Origin of the sequence: Reyranella massiliensis 521, assembly GCF_000312425.1 — a bacterium.
GTDB classification, from domain to species: Bacteria; Pseudomonadota; Alphaproteobacteria; order Reyranellales; family Reyranellaceae; genus Reyranella; species Reyranella massiliensis.
The window spans coordinates 4,107,967-4,126,580 of sequence record NZ_HE997181.1; the positions used below are offsets into that span (position 1 = coordinate 4,107,967).

Consider the following 18,614-nt stretch of genomic DNA (forward strand, 5'->3'; position numbering starts at 1 on the left):
CATGCGTATCGTCGCCATCCGAGACATCGTCTCGCCGATCCGTTCCAACATCGCCAACGCCTATATCGACTTCAGCCAAATGACGGCCTCGGTCGTGGCCGTGGTCACCGACGTGAAGGTCGACGGCAAGCCGGTGGTAGGCTTCGGCTTCAATTCCAATGGCCGCTACGCCCAGCATGGGCTGCTGGGCGAGCGCTTCATCCCGCGGCTGAACCAAGCCGAGCCCGACTCGCTGGTCGACGCCGAAGGCCTGCTCGATCCCGCCAAGTGCTGGGCCGCGATGATGGCCAACGAAAAACCCGGCGGGCACGGCGAACGCTCGGTCGCGGTCGGCGTGCTAGACATGGCGCTGTGGGACGCCGTCGCCAAGGCCAAGCGCGTGCCGCTCTGGAAGCTGCTGGCCGATCGCTACAATGGCGGTCAGGCCGACGCGAAAGCCTGGGTCTATGCTGCCGGTGGCTATTACTACCCCGGCAAGGATCTCGACGGGCTGCGGGACGAGATGAAGCACTATCTCGGCCTGGGCTATTCCTGCGTGAAGATGAAGGTGGGCGGCGTGCCGCTCGCCGAGGACCTGAAGCGCATCGAGGCAGTGCTGAAGCTCGTCGGCAGCGGCGACAGGCTGGCGGTCGACGTCAACGGCAAGTTCGATCTGCCGGCGGCCATCGAGTTCGGCCGCGCCATCCAGGACATGGGCCTGCGCTGGTACGAGGAGCCCCTCGACCCGCTCGATTATCTGGCACACGCCGCGCTCGCGACCCAGTACGAGCCGCCGCTGGCGACCGGCGAAAACCTCTTCTCGATGCAGGATGCGCGAAACCTGATCCGCCACGGCGGACTGAGGCCCGACCGCGATATCCTGCAGTTCGATCCTGCCCTTTCCTACGGCCTGGTCGAGTATCTACGCACGATCGAGATGCTGAAGGCCAATGGCTGGTCGCCGCGCCGCTGCGTGCCCCATGGCGGCCACCAGTTCGCGCTCAACATCGCAGTCGGCCTGCAGTGCGGCGGCAACGAATCCTATCCGCAGGTCTTTGCGCCCTTCGGCGGCTTCGCCGACGATTGTCCGGTAGTCGATGGTCGCGTGACGATGCCCGATGCGCCGGGCATCGGCTTCGAGCGTAAAGCCGAATTGTGGTCGGTGATGAAGGAACTGCAGCCCGCCGCCTGAGCGATCAGGCCGCGTCAGGCGCGGAAGTTGTCCCAGCCAGTACCGTGAGTCTGGTACCGCCCGTCCTGCGGCGTGCCCGAATTGGCACAAGCGGTAAGCAATGCCGCGGCGAACACCGCGGCAACGATAAACACCTTTGATCGGAGAGTGGCCATATGGACGACATGGCACCCGCTCGGCCGGGTTTCAACGCACCCAGCTTCACAAGTTCGCTAGCGCGCACGTGCAATCGATTGCATGGCCGCGCCGAGGGAATCAGGCGCGAAAGTTCTCCCAGCCACCGCCGGTCTGCCAACCGCTGGGCTGACTGGGATCCAGAGTCTTACAGCCGCTCACGGCAAGCACCAACAAGGTGATCGCGACGACAAACAAGGAACGAACGCTGCTCATGCCATCGACGATGGCACTCGCCTACTCGGGCTTCAACAAGCCGGACTTCACAAGTTCGCTAACGCTCGCTTCCTGGTCCTTCATGTAGGCAGCAAATTCGTCCATCGTGGTGGGACGGGCAACGCCGCCGAGTTCGGCAAGCTTGTCGGCCACTGCCTTTTCCTTGAGCGCACCGACGACCGCGCCATTCAGAGTCTCGAGGATCGGCTTCGGCGTCCCGGCGCGAGCCAGGAGGCCCGCCGTCGTGCCGCCATCGAACGGTTTGCTGCCGATGTCCTTCAGCGACGGCATGTCGGGGAGCTGTGGCACGCGTTCGGGACTCATCGCCAGCATGCCGATCAGCTTGCCGGACTTGATGTGCGGCAGCGACGTCGTGAGCTGGTCCATGTAGAGGTCGATCTGGCCCGCCATCAGGTCGTTGAGGCCGGGTCCCGATCCCTTGTACGGAATGATGTTGAACTGCACGCCCTCGTTCACCTGCAGGCGCAGGATGGCGATATGGTTGGTCGTGCCGTTGCCGGCATGGCCGATGGTGACCGTGCCTGGCTTGGCTTTGGCCTCGACGAGTGCGGCACGAATGTTCGCAAAGCGGCCACCGGGCTTGGCCACAATGATCATGGGTACGGTGCTCAGCAGCGAAATCGGCGTGAACAGCGGCACCATCGAGGGCTTACCCGCGAGGTAGGGTGCAACGAAGAGCACGCTGAAGCTACCCATTACGACCGTGTAGCCGTCGGCCGGAGCATTGGCCGCCGCCTCGGCGCCGACGATGCCGCCTGCCCCTGGACGATTGTCGACAATTACGGTCTGCCCAAGCCGCCGCCCCATCGCCTCGCCTACCAGCCGGGAGGTGAGGTCGTAGTTGCCGCCGGCGGCGAACGGCGAGATCCAGCGGATCGGCTTGCTGGGAAAATTCTGGGACCATGCCGACAGGCTCGGCAGTGCCATTGCGCCGCCGAGAAGCGCGCGCCGGGACATCCTCATCATCTCGATCCCTTCCCCTGATTTCGCGTGCCATTTCGCACGCCCCTTCAGACTGATTGCAATTTTCGCTTTCTCGCGCCACATCGGAATGAGGCCCACCTATCGAGGAGAGAAACCGGGATGCCAGAGCACCAGACGCCGCTGATCGCCACTATCGCTGCGGGTCTGATGCTCGCCTTCATCCTTGGTCTTATTGCCCAGCGGCTGCGCATCCAGCCCCTGGTGGGCTACCTGCTGGCCGGCGTCATGGTCGGCCCCTACACGCCGGGCTTCACGGCCGACCCCGCTCTTGCCGCCGAGCTGGCCGAGATCGGCGTCATCCTCCTGATGTTCGGCGTCGGGCTTCATTTCTCGCTCAAGGATCTGCTGTCGGTGGCGCGCATCGCCGTGCCCGGCGCCGTGGGGCAGATTGCCGTGGCCACGTTGATGGGCGCTGGCCTCTCCTGGGCGCTCGGATGGAGCATGCAAGCCGGCTTCGTCTTCGGATTGAGCCTATCGGTGGCCAGCACCGTGGTCCTGATCCGGGCACTGCAGGATCGTCACATCCTCGACACCAGCCGCGGCCGCATCGCGGTCGGATGGCTTGTGGTCGAAGACCTCGCCATGGTGCTGGCGCTGGTCCTGCTGCCGGCGATCGCAGTGGTCACGGCAGGCGGTGACGTCCCGGCCACGCGCATCGTCTTCTCGCTGCTGGTCACGCTGGCGAAGGTCTCGATCTTCGTGGTCGTGATGCTGGTCGTCGGGCGGCGTGTCATTCCGTGGCTGATGCACCATACGGCGCATACCGGATCGCGCGAGCTGTTCCGGCTCGCCGTCTACGCCATCGCGCTCGGCGTCGCCTATGGCGCCGCCAAGCTGTTCGGCGTCTCCTTTGCACTGGGCGCTTTCTTCGCCGGCGTGGTGCTGGGAGAGAGCGACCTCAGCCAGCAGGCCGCCGAAGAGGCAATCCCGCTTCGCGATGCCTTCGCGGTCCTGTTCTTCGTCTCGGTCGGCATGTTGCTCAATCCGGCCGTATTCCTCGATGCGCCGTTCGCCATGTTGGTGACGGTTGCAATCATTATTGTCGGCAAATCCGCCGCCGCCTATCTGATCGTTCGCGCCTTTCGCTATCCAAAGACAACGGCGCTCACCGTGTCCGCCAGCCTGGCACAGATCGGCGAGTTCTCCTTCATTCTGATCGGGCTCGGCGTCGATTTGAAAATGGTGCCCAAGGAAGCGCGCGACCTTGTGCTGGCAGGTGCCATCGTCTCGATCATGTTGAACCCACTTGTTTTCGCCATGCTGGAGAAGTGGGAGCGCGACAAGAAAGGAGCGGCGGGCACCTCGACGTCCCCCGAACCGCCGACGGCCGCCAAAGTGGCCGAGGCTGACAACACGCCGGTCATGACCAGCCTCACCGGACATGATGTCGTTATCGGCTATGGCCGGGTCGGCTCCCTGGTCGGCGCAGGCCTCGTTCGCGATGGCGCAAAGGTGCTGGTCATCGAGGCCGGCGAAACGGCGTCGACCAAGGCCCGTAACGACGGCGCCGAGATCAGCCGCGGCAATGCCGCCGACCCGGCCGTCCTTGCCGCCGCAAATCTGGCCGGCGCCCGACGGCTCTATGTCACGATCCCCGAACCGTTCGAGGCTGGCCAGGTGATCCAGCAGGCTCGCCTCGCCAACCCGACGATCGATATCCTGGCGCGGGCCCATACCGACGCCGCCGTAGAACATCTCGACAAGTTGGGCGCCAACCTCGTCGTGCTGGGCGAGACCGAGATCGCCCACCGCATGCTCGAACGGCCCCGCGGAAAGCCCGCGGAGACGCCGCCGCCCCAGGCCGGCTAGCCGCTCGTGCGCTGCAGGGCGGGCCGGGCGTTGAGCCGCGCGACATAGTCGTCGAAGACCTTCTCGCCCTTCAGCCCCGGCGCGCCGAACATCATCGCCCAGCGAATCTGCGAGCCGACATAGACGTCGGCGGCACTGAACTTGTCGCCGAGCAGATAGGGTCCCTTGGCAAGGGCCGTCTTGAAAGCGGCCACGACCTCACCGTAGCTGCCCCAGCCAACGGCCGTCTTCTGCGGCGGCGGCGGACGCTTCATCATCTCGTCGAGCAGGGCAGGCTCGAAGCAACCGGCGCCGAAGAACAGCCAGCGATAGTAAGCACCACGCAAGGGATCGCCGATCGCCGGCGCGAGGGCCGCCTGCGGAAAAATATCCGCGAGGTAGGCGATGATCGCAGCCGTTTCGGTCACGACGATGCCGCGATGCACGATGGTCGGCAACTTGCCCATCGGGTTCAGCGCCAGGAAGGACGGCGTCTTGTGCTCACCTTTTTCGAAGTCGATGGGCACAATGCGATAGGGTGCGCCGGCTTCTTCGAGCATCCAATGCACCATCTGCGCCCGCGAGCGTGGATTATGATAGAAAACGATTTCGTCAGTCATGCTGTGCCTCCCTGCGGCGGTCGCAATATGGCCTCTGGAAAGAGATATGTCCCGATCATCGTCGTTTCTTGCCGGCTTCCTCTGCGTCGTTGCCGTGACATCAGCGGGTGCGCAAGCATTGCCAGCATTTGATTGCACAGGACCTTTCGCCCGTGAGGCGAACGAGAGTACCGTCGCCGCAACCTTTGGCGCCGCCAACGTCACACGTGCGGACATCCCGATCGGCGAAGGCTACACGGAACCCGGTACGGTGGTTTTTGCCGGCGACGATGCCAAGCGCATAGACATTGTCTGGCGCGATCCTACGGCACGCACGCGGCCTGCCACCGTGATCTTCCGCAAAGGTTCGACCTGGCGCATTGCCATTGCCGGACTACCGGACAGGCCGGTTGCCCTTGGCGCCACCCTGGAAGAGATCGAGGCCATGAACGGCAAGCCCTTCAGCATCAACGGATTCGGCTGGGACCTCGGCGGTCGGGCCACCGGCTGGCATGATGGCAGACTCGCTCACCCGATCGGCGGCTGCACGCTGCTCCTCGGTTTCGATCACGCTGCGGACGCGCCGCCCGACGCTCTCGAGAAGGTGAACGGCGACGTCGACCTCCTGTCGTCCGACGCCGCCCTGCGCCAGGTGAAGCCGGTGGTGGTCGAGATGATGCTCAGTTGGGGGCAATAACCGGACTACGATCTTCAAAGAAAAAGGCGACCCAGGAGGGGTCGCCTCGCTCTTGTTCCAGTATCGCCCGATTGTCGTCAGCTATCGATGGCTCACTGTACGACGATCTCGACGCGGCGGTTCTGCGGCTCGCGGACGTTCGGGCCGGTCTGAACCAGCAGGCCCTGCTCGCCACGACCGATGACTGCGATGGCCGTCGCCGGCACACCTTCACGCACCAGCGCGTCCTTCACAGCGTTCGCACGGCGCAGCGACAGCGCCATGTTGTACTGCTCCGAGCCCGACGTATCCGTGTGGCCCGTCGCCGTGATGCGCGCGTTGCCCTTGGTCTTGTAGGCATCGGCAGCCTGCTTGATCGTGTTCAGAGCCTGGGCCGACAGGTTCGAGCGGTCCCAGTCGAAGAACACCATGTACGACGGCGGCGCGACGGCCGGAGCCGGCGGCGGCATCGGCGCAGGCGCCGGCGCACCGAACTTGTAGGTGACACCCGCCAGCGCGAGGATGTTCTGGTTCTGGTAGCTGACGTTGCCGAACGGGGTGTTCACGCTCGGATTCGTCGTGCCGAAGTAGCGGCCTTCGACAAAGAAGCGCAGCGACTCGTCGACGTTATAGGCAAGACCCAACATCGCCTGATAGGCGAACTGCGTGCTGCCCAGCGAGCTGTTGCTGTCGACAAAGGCGATACCGGCACCGACACCGAGGTATGGCGTGATCACCGAAGTCGGCATGAAGTCGTACAGCAGGTTGACCATGGCGTTGAGCTGGCCAACCTTGCCGTTGATGGCCGTACCCGGGATGTTGGCGCTGGTCGGCACCTGGCCGTAGCCCACTTCGAGTTCGACGCGCGGGCCGACAAAGTCGTAACCCGCCTTGCCGCCGACAGCCCAACCTGTCCATGTCGATGCGTTCGCATTCGAACCGATGAACCAGTCGAGTCCGCCACCGGCCCCGATGTAGAAGCCCGGCTGGGCATTGATCTGCGCTTGGGCGGCGACCGGAACGACGACCGGCGCCAGTGCAAGCGCCCCGAGTGTGAGCAACTTTTTCATCTGGATCTCCCCCAGTGGAAGGAACAGGCCGCAGGAAGAACGGGGACTGCCAAGGTTTGGTTGCATTGTTGCCCCGGGCGGCACACGATTTTCATAGGTGTGCCATTTCCGTCACAGAAGAGCTTCACTCCTGCGGCGCCCGCGGGAGCCCTGTCGGAGAAGCCCAGTGTCGCCGGAAACGATTTCAGTGGCTGTGATCGGGGCAGGTGTGAGCGGTCTCTCGACTGCACTCTATCTGGTCCGGTCCAGGCAGCGGGTTGTGCTTCTCGCCCCCCCCCTGCCGCCGCCCCGGGGGCGCTTCCCTCGGCTATGCCGGCATGAACAGCGCCGACAGCTCCGTGCCGGGCTGGCTCTTCGCTCCACTCGGGCCATTGGCAGTACGCCCCTCCTACTTCCCCAAGGCCTTGCATTGCGATGCCTTCGCCTGCTGGAAAGAACTCCTGGGCCCGGCTCATTTCGCCGATCTGATCCGGCCTGTCGGTCAGGTGCATGCATGGGAAACCGATAAGGAAACCGAAGGGGCCGCGCTCGAACGCCGTCTGCGGGAACGACAGGGCATTCCGGCCAGGTGCTCGGCCCCAATGATCTTCGCCAGATGTTTCCGGGCGTTTCGACCGCCGTGAAGCGAGGCGTGCTGTTCCGGGAAACGGATACACCGCCAATCCGCGGCGATTGATCCAGACCTTGCAGGCGTTCTTTCTCGAAGCCGAAGGCACGCTGCGCGATGAAGATCATCCCGTGCGACGGACGTGCGGCCTGCGGTGTGATGACAAATGTCGGCTTCCATCGCGTCTCGCGAATCGTCGTCGCGGCCGGCGCGCGCGCCATTCGCCTGCTGGAGCCGCTGGGTATCCGCGTGCCTCTCGAGACCGAACGCGGCTACCACGTAATGCTGCCGACGCCGGGTTTGTCGCTGACGAGGACGATCTCGAACAAGTCGCGATCCTTTGGCGTCACTCCCATGGAACAGGGGCTGCGGGTCGCCGGTGCGGTGGAGATTGCGGGCCTGGAGGCACCGCCGGATGAGCGGCGGGCCAAGGCGCTGGTCGCGAGCGTCCGCACCATGTGCCCCGACGTGAATGCCGAAGGCCACCGATTCTGGATGGGTTTCCGTCCGTCCACGCCCGACAGCCTACCATTTCTGGGCGAAGCGAGATCCCGCCCCGGCCACTTCCTGGCCGTCGGACACGGCCATTTCGGTATGACCGGCGGACCACCCAGTGCCCGCATGCTTGCCAATATCATCGCTGGGAAAGCCCCCGGCCTGGATCCGGCGCCCTTCAGGCCGGATCGCTTCGAGTAAGCCGGGGCTCAGGCAACGAGCTTGCCGGCGAGCCTCAGCGCATCGAGAGCAAAGTGTCGGGCATCCTCGAACAGGGTGGCCAGTTCCAGCGCATAGAGAAGCGCGATGGCGCCGAACGATCCTGGGTGCAGGCCACTCCATCCTACGATCCGATCGGGCAGAGACGTCCTCAGCAGAGCACCCCGCGCTACGACCATCAGGACGATGCCGAGGACAGCGCCTGCCAGCACGTCGCTGGGGTAGTGGAAGCCGAGATACGCACGCGGCAGGCAGATCACGATAAGCGCCCAGCAGAAGGCCACGGCTCCGAACGGGCGCGACCATGTCCAGATAGGCACTGAGAGCGCAAAGAAGAGAGCCGCATGATCGCTGGGGAACGAGCTCCACGTCCTAAGGGACTCCGGATGTACGCTGAGCGGTGTATTGAGACCGAAGTCGGGCGCATGCAGCGGCCGGGGATGGAAGGGTAGACCCGTCTGCATCAACCGCACGGTCAAGACCACGACCAAGGCCGCCAACGTCGAGGCCACGATCATGCGCCGCAAATCCTCGCGACGATCGCCTTTCTCGAACCATATCCAGCAGTAGGCCGCGAGGAAGATGCCGCCCTTGAGGACCGCCGAGTCGGCGACGTCGAGGACGAACTGATCCAGCAGCTCGTTGCGACCTGCCGGCTGATTGATCAGCAGCACCAGCCACTGGTCCCATCGATTGATCATGGCCACAGGCGGCACCTCCGCCCCCAAGCTTAATGTTCGTCAAACTGTAACAATAGTGACTTCGTTGTGGCCGGACCGTCCGCGCTCAGGCGCGTCGTGGATCGAGATTAGTGCCCTGCCACACGCAGCCCAGCTCGTTGCTCGTCACTTTGAGGACGCGCTCACGGCCGTTGTTGACGAAGGAGAAGACCATCATGCTGTTGCCGACCTTGGCAGTGCCGCCGAACACGCCGTCGGCGCCCTTCCGGAGAGTAACCGCCGTCGCCCCCGAGACGGTGGCCGTGGTCCGCGCCTCGGCAACCGACCATTTCTTGTTGTGGAAGGTATTGTTACCGGATGTGCAGGCCGGATGATTTCGGGGCGATGGCGTCAGAGTGAACGGGATGCTTTGCGCAGCCAAGGGAGAGGCGATCCCGAGAAGAGCAACGGTCATCGCAATCGTTCCGCGCATTGCAGCCTCCCCCGCTACCGAAGCCAGACGGCAGCGTGCCACGACGATCGCGGCAATGGCAATGCATCCCCGCTTGGTGCACGCGCGTCCCGTCAGCTCAACTCTCTGGCGACAAGCACGAAGTCGGGGTCCTGCTTGGTACCGTTGCCCTTCTCGATGATCGGCGGTTCGAGGTCCCGTCCCGGAAGCTGCGATCTGATCGCGGCTAGGAACTCAAGTTGTCCATTGTAGGTAAAGCGGCACCCCGGCTGGGCGATACGCTTGATGACCCTGATGAAGGTGTCGAGCAGCGGGGTCCCGCGCATGGTGATGTGGCTGGCCGACTTGTCGGGAATGAACGTTGAGGGATCGGGATCGTCGGCCCATGGCCTGAAGCCACCGACCGGATCGAACGAATGATCAAGGTCGACCTGATAGTCCTCGAACTCCGGTGTTTCGCCATCGCCCGCCAGGTTGATCAGCCGTCCGCCCCGCTTCGGACCGACGGGACGGCCCGTAAAGACGTTATGCGGATCGAATTCACCGCCCTCTTCCCGCGACGCCGAAAAGAACTTCGAATTCGCCGCGAGCTTGGTCAGCGGCCCTCCGGGCACAGCCGCCTTCCGGTTCTGGCGAACCTCGACCGAATGGATCTTCGTCACGCCGGGGCGCGAGGCGACGATCGTCGCGTTGCCGGGACGGAAGGCTTCCAGACGCATGTCCATGGGATCCTTCGTCAGGGAGACCCTGCCGCCGTCCTCAGGCGCCAGGACCTGCGCCTGATTCGAGGGCCCCAGACTGAAGTCGGACAGGAATACGACCTTCTTGCTCGGGGGCTTGGGCACCAGCTGCGTAATATCTCCATGGTTCGTACAGATCGCCGTTCCGGTGCTGCCGGTGTTCAGGCAGGTGATCATGCCCGCGCTGTTGGGCGGCCATCGGCTGGTCGTCGTGATGGTCTGCGGATTGGGTGCGGCGACGCGTGGCCCCGTGACCGCAAACGACTCCCGCCGGGAGACGAGCGACTGCCGGACAATGAACGGTGACAGCGGCAAAATCCGGTTGACGGGTTGGCCGCCTCGAACCTTGAACTCGAGCGGCCCGAGAGGACGTTGCTGCAGCAGCTCCTGATCGAGGGAAGCAATCGTCATCTTGCCGACGATGTTGTCGGCCTGGCTCTGATAGGCCTTGTTGATGATGTTGCGCTTTCGCTTGTAGGCAAGAACGGCCGCTGCCGTTGCGTTTCCGTAAATGCTGTCGGAGTCGAGGCCCGCTTTGTCGAGCTGGTTCAAGGCGAGCTGGATCTTCCGAACGTGCTCCCCTTTCGCACCTGGCACAATATGGGCGGCATCGGAGACGGCAGCGGCTTCGAGCTTCGGATCGCCCCGGAACAACGATGACTGGAGAGCCATGGAAACCTCGCGGCGCAGGACGCTGAATGCTGCCAGTACCGCCGCGCGATGGCCACGGCATTATCCGGCAAAGGCTTTCGCCGGCATTCCAAACTGGACCATGTCGAATCTTCGAAACTGGACGTTCCTCACAATCCACTCTCGGACTAATTAGAACCGACGCTAAGAGGATTTCCGAGACCCATCATGGTTCAAAAGCCGGCCCCCGAACTATCCGTCGAAGACATCGAACGCTTCGGTCCCGACCCGCTCGGCGCGTTCAAGGTCAACCTTGCCAGAGTCGAGGAACGCATCGCCAAGGCCTGCGAACGGGCGGGGCGGGATCGCGCTGCAGTCCGGCTGCTACCTGTCACGAAGACCGTGCCGGCGCATGTCCTGCGTTTCGCCTTTGCCGCCGGCATCCGGTCCTTCGGTGAGAACAAGATCCAGGAAGCGCAGGGCAAGCGGGAAGCACTCGACGACCTGGCCATCGACTGGAGCATCATCGGCCATTTGCAGACCAACAAGGTGAAGTACCTCACCCGCTTTGCCCGCGAGTTCCATGCGCTGGACAGCCTGCGTCTTGCCGATCTCCTGAACAAACGCCTCGAACGTGAAGGCCGCTTTCTCGACGTCTACGTCCAGGTCAACACATCAAGTGAAGAAAGTAAGTACGGTCTGTCGCCGGAGGCGCTCTTGCCCTTCGTCGATTCACTCGATCAGTTCCCGCGCCTCAAGCCGAGAGGCTTGATGACCTTGGCCCTGCTCAGCACCGACATGGAGAAGGTACGTCCCTGCTTCGCTCTTTTGCGCCGCCTGCGCGACGAGGCCGTAAAGCGCAATGCCGCCCTCACCGAACTCTCGATGGGCATGTCGGGGGACTTCGAGGAAGCGATCGAGGAAGGCGCCGACGTCGTGCGCGTCGGCCAGGCAATCTTCGGCAAGCGACCCACGCCCGACGGCCATTACTGGCCAGGCTTGATATCGACGTGATCCTTCTTCAGGACACGCACGTCCAAACTGGGGTACGTCTCAAAAAAAGAGGCCCGTGGTGCGGGCCTCAAGGGTTGGGGACGTATCCTCGATCTTGCCGACCTGGGGGAGAAGGCGCCGATCAAGGTACGCTCTCAATGCGCGCTGTGAAGGATGGTTCCACCTAAGGTCGCGCAGTTTTTTTGTTTTCACATCTTCGTCACAACGAAAGCAGGCAAGGGGGAGGGGCGGTTATGGCTAAAACCTCCCCTCCTCGCCCGGCTCCTCTTCCGGCGGTGCGGACTAGTAACGGGCCGGCGTCGTGACAGTGGTCGTGGTGACTGGCGTTGGGGAATACGGATCGCTGTAGACAGTCGTGGTCCGCTGCGTAGTCGGGGCTGGCGGGGCCTGAACCGTCTCATGCCTCACCGAACAACCAGCAACCAGCACCCCTAGAGCCAACATCGCAACCGGAACGATCTTCATGGGCCACCTCCTCTCAAACCTCTCTTGGACGAGGCGGCAACGCCGTCTGTCACAGGTCTGTTCCTCGACGATCAGCTATTAAGGCAGCCAACGCGCGCCCGAGGTGTTTCTGCGACCGTCACCGAGATTGGGAACCTGCAGCCAGAACCTGGTTCGTTTGGCATTCGCGGCAGGAGGGGCTATCGAAGCGGCATGCCCCGTCGCGAGCGCGCGTGACCCACGACCTCAAGATCTTCAGCACGATCGCCGTGCAGAGCGCCCTGGAGGCGCTTGCGCCGCAGTTCGAGGCAGAAAGCGGCTTCCGCCTTCGCATCACGTGGAACACCGCGCCTGTGCTGGTGAAACGTCTGCAGGCCGGCGAAACCGCGGACGTCCTGCTCCTCAACCGCGCCGGCATCGACGCCATGATCCGCGAGGGACGGATACGATCCAGCTCCGAAGTCACGCTGGCGAGTTCCGCCACGGCCATCGCGATCAAGGCGGGCGCCGCCCGGCCCGACATCTCGACGCCGGAGGCGCTGAAGCAGACACTGCTGGCGGCACGCGCAATCTCCTACACCGATCCGGCGGCCGGCGGTGCGAGCGGCATCTACTTCGCCAAGCTGCTGGACCGTCTGGGCATTGCCGACGAGATCAACGCCAAGACGAAGTTTCCGCCGCCTGCCGGCCTCAGCGGAGACTTTCTGCTGACCGGCGAGGCCGACCTTGCGATCCAGCAGAAGCCCGAGCTGCTGCAAGTCCCCGGCATTGAGATTTTGGGGATGCTGCCGGGCGACCTGCACATGGTCACGGTCTTCGTCGCCGGCGTCGAAGTCTCGAGCCCGCATGCCGCGCCGGCCAAAGCACTGATCGACTTCCTCAGGTCCCCGCCAGCGACCGAGATCTTCCGCGCCAAGGGCCTCGATCCGGGATAGTGGCGGCCCGCGTCGAGGCCCGCCATGCCCGATGACACGGCGTGCCACCCGCCACCGTTTCCGATGTTCAATCGGGAATGCGGGCGATGACCTTGATCTCGAAATCGAATCCCGCAAGCCAGTTGACGCCGATCGCCGTCCAATTCGGATAAGGCGCTTCCGGGAAGACTTCGCTTTTGACGGTCATGACCGCGCCGAACTGATTTTCGGGATCGGTATGAAAGGTCGTCACGTCGACGATATCGTCTAGCCCGCATCCACCCGCTTGCAGGGTCGCCTTGAGATTGGCGAATGCCAGACGGACCTGAGCCTCGAAGTCCGGCTCGGGTGAACCGTCGCTGCGACTGCCGACCTGGCCGGACACGAACAAGAGATCGCCTGATCTGATCGCTGCCGAATACGCATGCGATTTGTAGAGCTCGTGCCGATTGGCCGGGAATACGGCGTCACGCGGGGCCATATGGACTTCTCCTGTTGGGTCGCTGGGGAGCAATGCCGGCGAACCGGCGCCGCTTCGTTTCACATACGCAGCGTATATTAAATTCATATACGTACCGTATGTCAAATGATATGCGTCACATGTTCGACGAAGAGGTGTTTGTGGCTGCGCGGCGTCGCTTGGAAACAATGGAGGAAAACCGCGGCAAGCTGATTGCCGCCGGACGACAGGCGTTTGCGTCCGAAGGGTTCGCGGCGGCGTCGATGGATGCACTGACTGCTTCCGTCGGCCTGACGCGCGGCGCGCTCTATCACAATTTTGGGGACAAGAAGGGGCTGCTCGCGGCCGTTGTGGCGCAGGTCGATGGCGAGATGGCAGCGCGTGCCCGAATGGCCAGCGCTGATGCGGGCGATGATTGGGACCAGCTCCTGGCCGAAGGCGCGGCCTATATAGCGATGGCGCTGGAGCCCGAAGTACGAAGGATCGTGCTGCTTGATGGACCCGCGTTTCTCGGTGATCCCTCACATTGGCCAAGCCAAAACGCGTGTCTACAGGCAACGAAGCAAGCGGTTGGAAAACTGATCGCCGACGGCATCATGAAGAACGCAGACATTGAGGCTGCCGCCCGCCTCCTCTGTGGTGCTGCACTGAATGCGGCGTTGTGGGTAGCGGACAGTGACGATCCGCAGTCCGCTTTACCCAAGGCAATCGATGCCTTTCGCCTCATGGCAGAGGGATTTCTATCCGAGAAGCGCTAGCTTCTGCTGCCGGCGACGCAGTTTACCTGCGCAGCGCCCCTACAGCTCGAGTGGAAGAATGGCGGAGAGGGTGGGATTCGAACCCACGGTACGCTTGCACGCACAACGGTTTTCGAGACCGTCCCGATCGACCACTCTGGCACCTCTCCGGGCGCCGGGTTATAGGCGGCAGGCACTTTCGGGGCAACACCCTGATGGTTGGGGAGGAATACGATGAAGTTGCCCGAAAAGGGGCTGGCCTGGCCGGAAATCGAGGCCCAGCTGAACGACGCCAAGAAAGACGACTATTCGTGGCGGGACGGCCGGATGGCCGTCTACTACTACTATCTCGACGACGAACTGTCCGACGTGCAGAAGCGCGCCTACGCGGCCTTCTGGACCGAAAACAGCCTCGGCAAGCGCGCCTTTCCCTCCCTGGCGAAACTGGAGAACGACGTCGTCGATTTCGGCCTATCGCTGATGAACGCCCCCGACGATGCCGCCGGTACCTTCACCTCCGGGGGCTCCGAGAGCATCTTCCTCGCCGTCCAGACCGCTCGCGACTGGGCCCGCGCGACAAAAGGCATCGACAAGCCGAACTTCGTCGTCCCGCGCACATCTCATCCGGCTTTCAGCCGCGCGGGCCATGCTCTAGGCATCGAAATCCGCCGGGTGCCCACCACCCGCAACGACTTCAAGGCCGATATCGGCGCCATGGCAGGCAGGATCGACGACAATACGATCGGCCTCGTGGGCTCCGCGCCCTGCTATCCTTTCGGCGTCTTCGATCCGATCCGCGAACTCGGTGCGCTGGCGCAAGCTCGTGGACTCTGGCTGCATGTCGACGCCTGCGTCGGCGGTTTCCTTTCGCCCTATGTCAAGCGGCTGGGTCATGCCCTGCCCGACTGGGATTTCGCGGTGCCGGGCGTCACCAGCATCTCCGCCGATCTGCACAAGCACGGCATGGCGGCCAAGGGCGCCTCGCTGATGCTGCTGCGCTCCAAGGAGCTGAAAGAGAAGCACCAGACTTTCAACTTCCATGAATGGGAGCGCGGCCCCTATGTTGCCTGGACCATGCAGGGCACGCGGCCTGGCGGCGCCATCGCCGCGGCCTGGGCGACGCTGCAACACCTCGGCGATGAGGGTTATATGCGCTGTGCGCGCATGATCATGGATAACAAGAAAGCTTTGATCGACGGCATTTCCCGGATTCCGGGCCTGGCCGTGCTGGAGCCCAACGAACTCTCGATCTTCGTCACTCGCTCGGCCGATCCGACCCTGGATATCGGCGCCGTTTCCGATGCCATGGGTACGCGCGGCTGGCTGGTCGGTCGCCAGGTCGAGCCACCCGGCATCCATATGCACCTGAACCCCAGCCATGAGCGCATGGTCGGGCACTATCTGGAGGACCTGGTCTGGGCGGTCGGTGAAGCCCGCCGCAGCGGCGCCAGCGCCAGGAACGTCGGCTCGACCTACTGACTCCCTGAAATCCGTGACAGGCCCGCAATTCGGGGCTTTTGCGGCGTTGACTCGGGGCGTTCCGTGCGTATATTCCGCCCTCCTCCGGCGGGTCTTGCAGGCCCGCCGTGCTCTTTCGTGCTTCCCAGGATTTTGGGTTCGAGCCGTCGTCATCCCCTAGGGGTGGTAGGGTAGTCGGATCCGGACTGGGAGCTTCAAGTCGGGTGTCATTATGATCGCCGTTATCCGCACGGGTGGAAAGCAATACACGGTCGCCGCTGACGACCAGCTCACGGTCGAGAAGATCGAGGGCGAAGCCGGCGCCAAGGTCGAGTTCACCGACGTGCTGATGGTCGGCGACAAGGTCGGCGCGCCGACCGTGGCCGGCGCCAAGGTCGTGGGCTCGATCGTCAAGCAGGCCCGCGGCCCGCACGTCATCATCTTCAAGAAGCGCCGTCGCCAGAACTCGCGGCGCAAGAACGGTCATCGTCAGGACCTGACGGTGGTCAAGATCGAACAGATCGTCGCCTAACCAGATAGAGCGACCGGAGTAGTACGATGGCACACAAAAAAGCAGGCGGCTCCTCGCGTAACGGCCGCGATTCCGACGGCAAGCGCCTGGGCGTGAAGCGCTTCGGCGGCCAGAAGGTCCTCTCGGGCAACATCCTGGTTCGCCAGCGTGGCACCAAGATGAGCCCCGGCGAGAACGTCGGCGTCGGCCGCGACCATACCCTGTTCGCCATGGCCGACGGCGTCGTTTCTTTCCGCACCCGTTCGGGTGGCAAGGTCGAAGTGAACGTGCTCCCGGCGCCGGCTCTGGCCGCCGAATAGCCGTTCCCGTCCGATCGGATTGCGAAGGGGGAGCGGCTCGCCGTTCCCCCTTTTCGTTTTTGGATTCCACCTCATGAAGTTCCTCGACCAGGCCAAGATCTACATCCGCTCCGGCAATGGCGGCGCGGGATGCGTGGGCTTTCGCCGCGAGAAGTTCATCGAGTTCGGTGGACCGGACGGTGGCGATGGCGGGCGCGGCGGCGACGTGATCGCCGAGTGCGTCGACGGGCTCAATACGCTGATCGACTATCGCTACGCCCAGCACTTCAAGGCCGAGACCGGCCATCACGGCATGGGCAGCCAGCGCACCGGCGGCAAAGGCAAGGATGTCGTGCTGCGCCTGCCGCGCGGCACGCAGGTCTTCGCCGAAGACAACGAGACCCTGCTCGTCGACTTCACCGAGATCGGCCAGAGGGTCGTGCTCGCCAAGGGCGGCGACGGCGGCTACGGCAACCTGCACTACAAGAGCTCGACCAACCGCGCGCCGCGGCGTGCCGACAAGGGCTGGCCGGGCGAAGAGAAGGCCCTGTGGCTGCGGCTGAAGCTGATCGCCGACATCGGCCTCGTCGGCCTGCCCAATGCCGGCAAGTCGACGTTCCTGTCGTCCAACACGAACGCGCGGCCCAAGATCGCCGACTATCCGTTCACGACCCTGCATCCCGGCCTCGGCGTGGTGCGGGTGGGCGAGCGCGAGTTCGTCATGGCCGACATTCCAGGCCTGATCGAGGGCGCGCATGAAGGCGCCGGTCTCGGCACGCGCTTTCTTGGCCACGTCGAACGCTGTCGCGCATTGCTCCATCTCGTCGACGGCACGCAGGACGATGTCGCGGGTGCCTACAAGACGGTGCGCGCCGAGTTGCGCGCCTATGGCGGCAATCTCGCGCGCAAGAAGGAGCTGGTGGCGCTCAACAAGACCGACGCCATGACGCCGGAGGATATCGAGGCCAAGCGTGCCGCGCTCGCCAAGGCCTGCCGCAAGGCCGTGCACGTCATCTCGGCCGTCTCGGGTCAGGGCGTTCAACCTCTGCTGCACGAACTGATGAAGCTCGTCGAGAAGCAGACCGCCAAGACCAGGGACGCCGCATGAGCTCCCGTGCCAGCGCCCCCCTTCAAAGTGCGAGGCGGCTGGTCGTCAAGATCGGTTCCTCCATCCTGGTGGACGAGGCGAAGGGCGAAGTCCGGCGCGACTGGCTTGAAGCCCTGACCAACGACGTGGCGCGCCTGCATAAAGGCGGCTGCGAAGTCGTGCTGGTGTCGTCGGGCGCCATTCGGCTGGGACGCACCCACCTCAAGCTGCCGGCCGGCGTGCTCAGGCTCGAAGAAAGTCAGGCTGCCGCCGCGACGGGCCAGATCCGCCTCGCCCAAGCCTATCAGGAAGCGCTGGCGCGGCATGGCATCACCGTGGCCCAGCTCCTGCTTACCCTGCACGATTCCGAGGAGCGCCGCCGCTACCTCAATGCGCGCCAGACCATGGCGACCCTGCTCGGCCTCGGCGCCATTCCCGTGATCAACGAGAACGATACGGTCGCCACCGATGAGATCCGCTTTGGCGACAACGATCGCCTGGGCGCGCGTGTCGCCGAAATGATCTCGGCAGACACGCTGGTGCTGCTCTCCGACATCGACGGTCTCTACACCGGCGACCCGCGCAGCAACGCTTCCGCGAAGTTCATCCCCGAGATTCGCGAGATCACACCGGAGATCGAATCGATGGCAGGCGCTGCCGCTTCGGTTCTGTCCAACGGCGGCATGGTGACCAAGCTGATGGCGGGCCGCATCGCGATGGCCGCAGGCTGCCGTATGGCAATCGCCGACGGCCGCAAGGTCGGCGCCTTGGGCGCGTTGATCGACGGCACTGCGCGCTGCAGCTGGTTCCTGCCCGAAGGCTCGCCCCTGTCGGCGCGCAAGAAGTGGATCAAGGGCTCCCTCAAGACCACGGGCAGCCTGGTCGTCGACGATGGCGCGGTGCGCGCTCTCTCGGCCGGCAAGAGCCTGCTGCCCGCCGGCGTCACGGCCATCGATGGCGAATTCAAGCGTGGTGACGTGGTCGATGTGAAGGATCGCGTCGGCCGCGTGCTGGCGCGTGGACTGGTCGCCTATGCCGCCGAGGATGCGCGCCGCATCGCCGGTCGCAAGAGCGTTGAGATCGAGAAGCTGCTGGGTTTCCGCGGCCGCGACGAGATGGTCCATCGCGACGACCTCGTGGTCGAGTAGGCGCAGCAGGAGCTATACTGG

At 64.0% G+C, this 18,614-nt stretch carries 20 protein-coding genes and 1 tRNA gene; 13 read left to right on the plus strand and 8 right to left on the minus strand.

Translation table 11 applies throughout. The features are described from left to right. Position 1: 1 nt before the first annotated feature. Positions 2-1,171, plus strand: a complete 1,170-nt coding sequence (locus BN60_RS20025) for a mandelate racemase/muconate lactonizing enzyme family protein (protein ID WP_020697923.1) — start codon at positions 2-4, stop codon at positions 1,169-1,171. Between the two features lie 411 nt (positions 1,172-1,582). On the opposite strand, the gene BN60_RS20030 is transcribed toward BN60_RS20025, so the two are convergent. Continuing rightward, positions 1,583-2,548: a Bug family tripartite tricarboxylate transporter substrate binding protein gene (locus BN60_RS20030; RefSeq protein ID WP_020697924.1), complete on the minus strand. Its 966-nt coding sequence runs from the start codon at positions 2,546-2,548 to the stop codon at positions 1,583-1,585. Between the two features lie 117 nt (positions 2,549-2,665). On the opposite strand from BN60_RS20030, the gene ybaL reads away from it, so the two are divergent. Next, a complete protein-coding gene (ybaL, locus tag BN60_RS20035) occupies positions 2,666-4,375 on the plus strand; it encodes a YbaL family putative K(+) efflux transporter (protein ID WP_020697925.1) in 1,710 nt (569 codons plus the stop codon). Here the strand turns inward: ybaL and BN60_RS20040 are convergent. After that, complete coding sequence (locus BN60_RS20040) at positions 4,372-4,974, minus strand: glutathione S-transferase family protein (RefSeq protein WP_020697926.1); 603 nt, start codon at positions 4,972-4,974, stop codon at positions 4,372-4,374. The two genes, ybaL and BN60_RS20040, sit on opposite strands and share 4 nt — an antisense overlap. A 46-nt stretch (positions 4,975-5,020) precedes the next feature. Between BN60_RS20040 and BN60_RS20045 the strand changes: the two genes are divergently transcribed. Further along, positions 5,021-5,650: a hypothetical protein gene (locus tag BN60_RS20045; protein ID WP_020697927.1), complete on the plus strand. Its 630-nt coding sequence runs from the start codon at positions 5,021-5,023 to the stop codon at positions 5,648-5,650. 92 nt (positions 5,651-5,742) lie between these two features. Here the strand turns inward: BN60_RS20045 and BN60_RS20050 are convergent, their stop codons facing one another. Beyond that, complete coding sequence (locus BN60_RS20050; protein WP_020697928.1) at positions 5,743-6,699, minus strand: OmpA family protein; 957 nt, start codon at positions 6,697-6,699, stop codon at positions 5,743-5,745. 193 nt (positions 6,700-6,892) lie between these two features. Here BN60_RS20050 and BN60_RS31850 point away from each other — a divergent pair, with 193 nt between their 5' ends. Together BN60_RS31850 and BN60_RS20060 are read left to right on the plus strand one after the other, a co-directional pair. Continuing rightward, the gene (locus BN60_RS31850) at positions 6,893-7,207 is read left to right on the plus strand and encodes an FAD-dependent oxidoreductase (protein WP_425357827.1); all 315 of its coding nucleotides are present in this window, start codon (positions 6,893-6,895) and stop codon (positions 7,205-7,207) included. 216 nt (positions 7,208-7,423) lie between these two features. Further along, positions 7,424-8,002 (plus strand): NAD(P)/FAD-dependent oxidoreductase, encoded by a 579-nt coding sequence (locus tag BN60_RS20060; protein WP_020697930.1) that lies wholly within the window; start codon positions 7,424-7,426, stop codon positions 8,000-8,002. A gap of 8 nt (positions 8,003-8,010) precedes the next feature. Here BN60_RS20060 and BN60_RS20065 read toward each other — a convergent pair whose 3' ends face one another. From BN60_RS20065 to BN60_RS29150, 3 genes are all read right to left on the minus strand, one after another. Beyond that, positions 8,011-8,721 carry a phosphatase PAP2 family protein gene (locus BN60_RS20065; RefSeq protein ID WP_051150163.1) on the minus strand — a complete coding sequence of 237 codons (711 nt, stop codon included), beginning with the start codon at positions 8,719-8,721 and terminating at the stop codon, positions 8,011-8,013. A gap of 85 nt (positions 8,722-8,806) precedes the next feature. Continuing rightward, entirely contained in the window at positions 8,807-9,172 is a 366-nt protein-coding gene (locus BN60_RS20070; RefSeq protein ID WP_020697932.1) for a hypothetical protein, read from the minus strand. A gap of 92 nt (positions 9,173-9,264) precedes the next feature. Beyond that, positions 9,265-10,563: a peptidoglycan-binding domain-containing protein gene (locus BN60_RS29150; protein ID WP_020697933.1), complete on the minus strand. Its 1,299-nt coding sequence runs from the start codon at positions 10,561-10,563 to the stop codon at positions 9,265-9,267. A gap of 186 nt (positions 10,564-10,749) precedes the next feature. On the opposite strand from BN60_RS29150, the gene BN60_RS20080 reads away from it, so the two are divergent. Beyond that, complete coding sequence (locus tag BN60_RS20080; protein WP_020697934.1) at positions 10,750-11,535, plus strand: YggS family pyridoxal phosphate-dependent enzyme; 786 nt, start codon at positions 10,750-10,752, stop codon at positions 11,533-11,535. A gap of 677 nt (positions 11,536-12,212) precedes the next feature. After that, on the plus strand, positions 12,213-12,914 hold the full coding sequence (locus BN60_RS20085) for a molybdate ABC transporter substrate-binding protein (protein ID WP_020697935.1): 702 nt from the start codon (positions 12,213-12,215) through the stop codon (positions 12,912-12,914). A gap of 67 nt (positions 12,915-12,981) precedes the next feature. Here the strand turns inward: BN60_RS20085 and BN60_RS20090 are convergent, their stop codons facing one another. Further along, positions 12,982-13,374, minus strand: a complete 393-nt coding sequence (locus tag BN60_RS20090) for a RidA family protein (RefSeq protein ID WP_020697936.1) — start codon at positions 13,372-13,374, stop codon at positions 12,982-12,984. Between the two features lie 119 nt (positions 13,375-13,493). On the opposite strand from BN60_RS20090, the gene BN60_RS20095 reads away from it, so the two are divergent. Continuing rightward, the gene (locus tag BN60_RS20095) at positions 13,494-14,111 is read left to right on the plus strand and encodes a TetR/AcrR family transcriptional regulator (RefSeq protein WP_020697937.1); all 618 of its coding nucleotides are present in this window, start codon (positions 13,494-13,496) and stop codon (positions 14,109-14,111) included. A 59-nt stretch (positions 14,112-14,170) separates the two neighbouring features. On the opposite strand, the gene BN60_RS20100 is transcribed toward BN60_RS20095, so the two are convergent. Then, positions 14,171-14,260: transfer RNA gene (locus BN60_RS20100), tRNA-Ser, on the minus strand. A 64-nt stretch (positions 14,261-14,324) separates the two neighbouring features. Here BN60_RS20100 and BN60_RS20105 point away from each other — a divergent pair. The 5 genes from BN60_RS20105 to proB all read left to right on the plus strand — a co-directional run bounded on the left by BN60_RS20105 (position 14,325) and on the right by proB (position 18,593). After that, entirely contained in the window at positions 14,325-15,569 is a 1,245-nt protein-coding gene (locus BN60_RS20105; RefSeq protein ID WP_020697938.1) for a pyridoxal phosphate-dependent decarboxylase family protein, read from the plus strand. A 211-nt stretch (positions 15,570-15,780) separates the two neighbouring features. Then, on the plus strand, positions 15,781-16,080 hold the full coding sequence (gene rplU / locus BN60_RS20110) for a 50S ribosomal protein L21 (protein WP_020697939.1): 300 nt from the start codon (positions 15,781-15,783) through the stop codon (positions 16,078-16,080). A gap of 26 nt (positions 16,081-16,106) precedes the next feature. After that, entirely contained in the window at positions 16,107-16,379 is a 273-nt protein-coding gene (gene rpmA / locus BN60_RS20115; protein WP_020697940.1) for a 50S ribosomal protein L27, read from the plus strand. Positions 16,380-16,452: 73 nt separating this feature from the next. Continuing rightward, entirely contained in the window at positions 16,453-17,466 is a 1,014-nt protein-coding gene (gene obgE, locus BN60_RS20120; RefSeq protein ID WP_020697941.1) for a GTPase ObgE, read from the plus strand. Further along, positions 17,463-18,593, plus strand: coding sequence for a glutamate 5-kinase (gene proB / locus BN60_RS20125; protein WP_020697942.1), 1,131 nt, complete (start codon positions 17,463-17,465; stop codon positions 18,591-18,593). Before obgE ends, proB begins: the two co-directional genes overlap by 4 nt. Positions 18,594-18,614 lie beyond the last annotated feature (21 nt).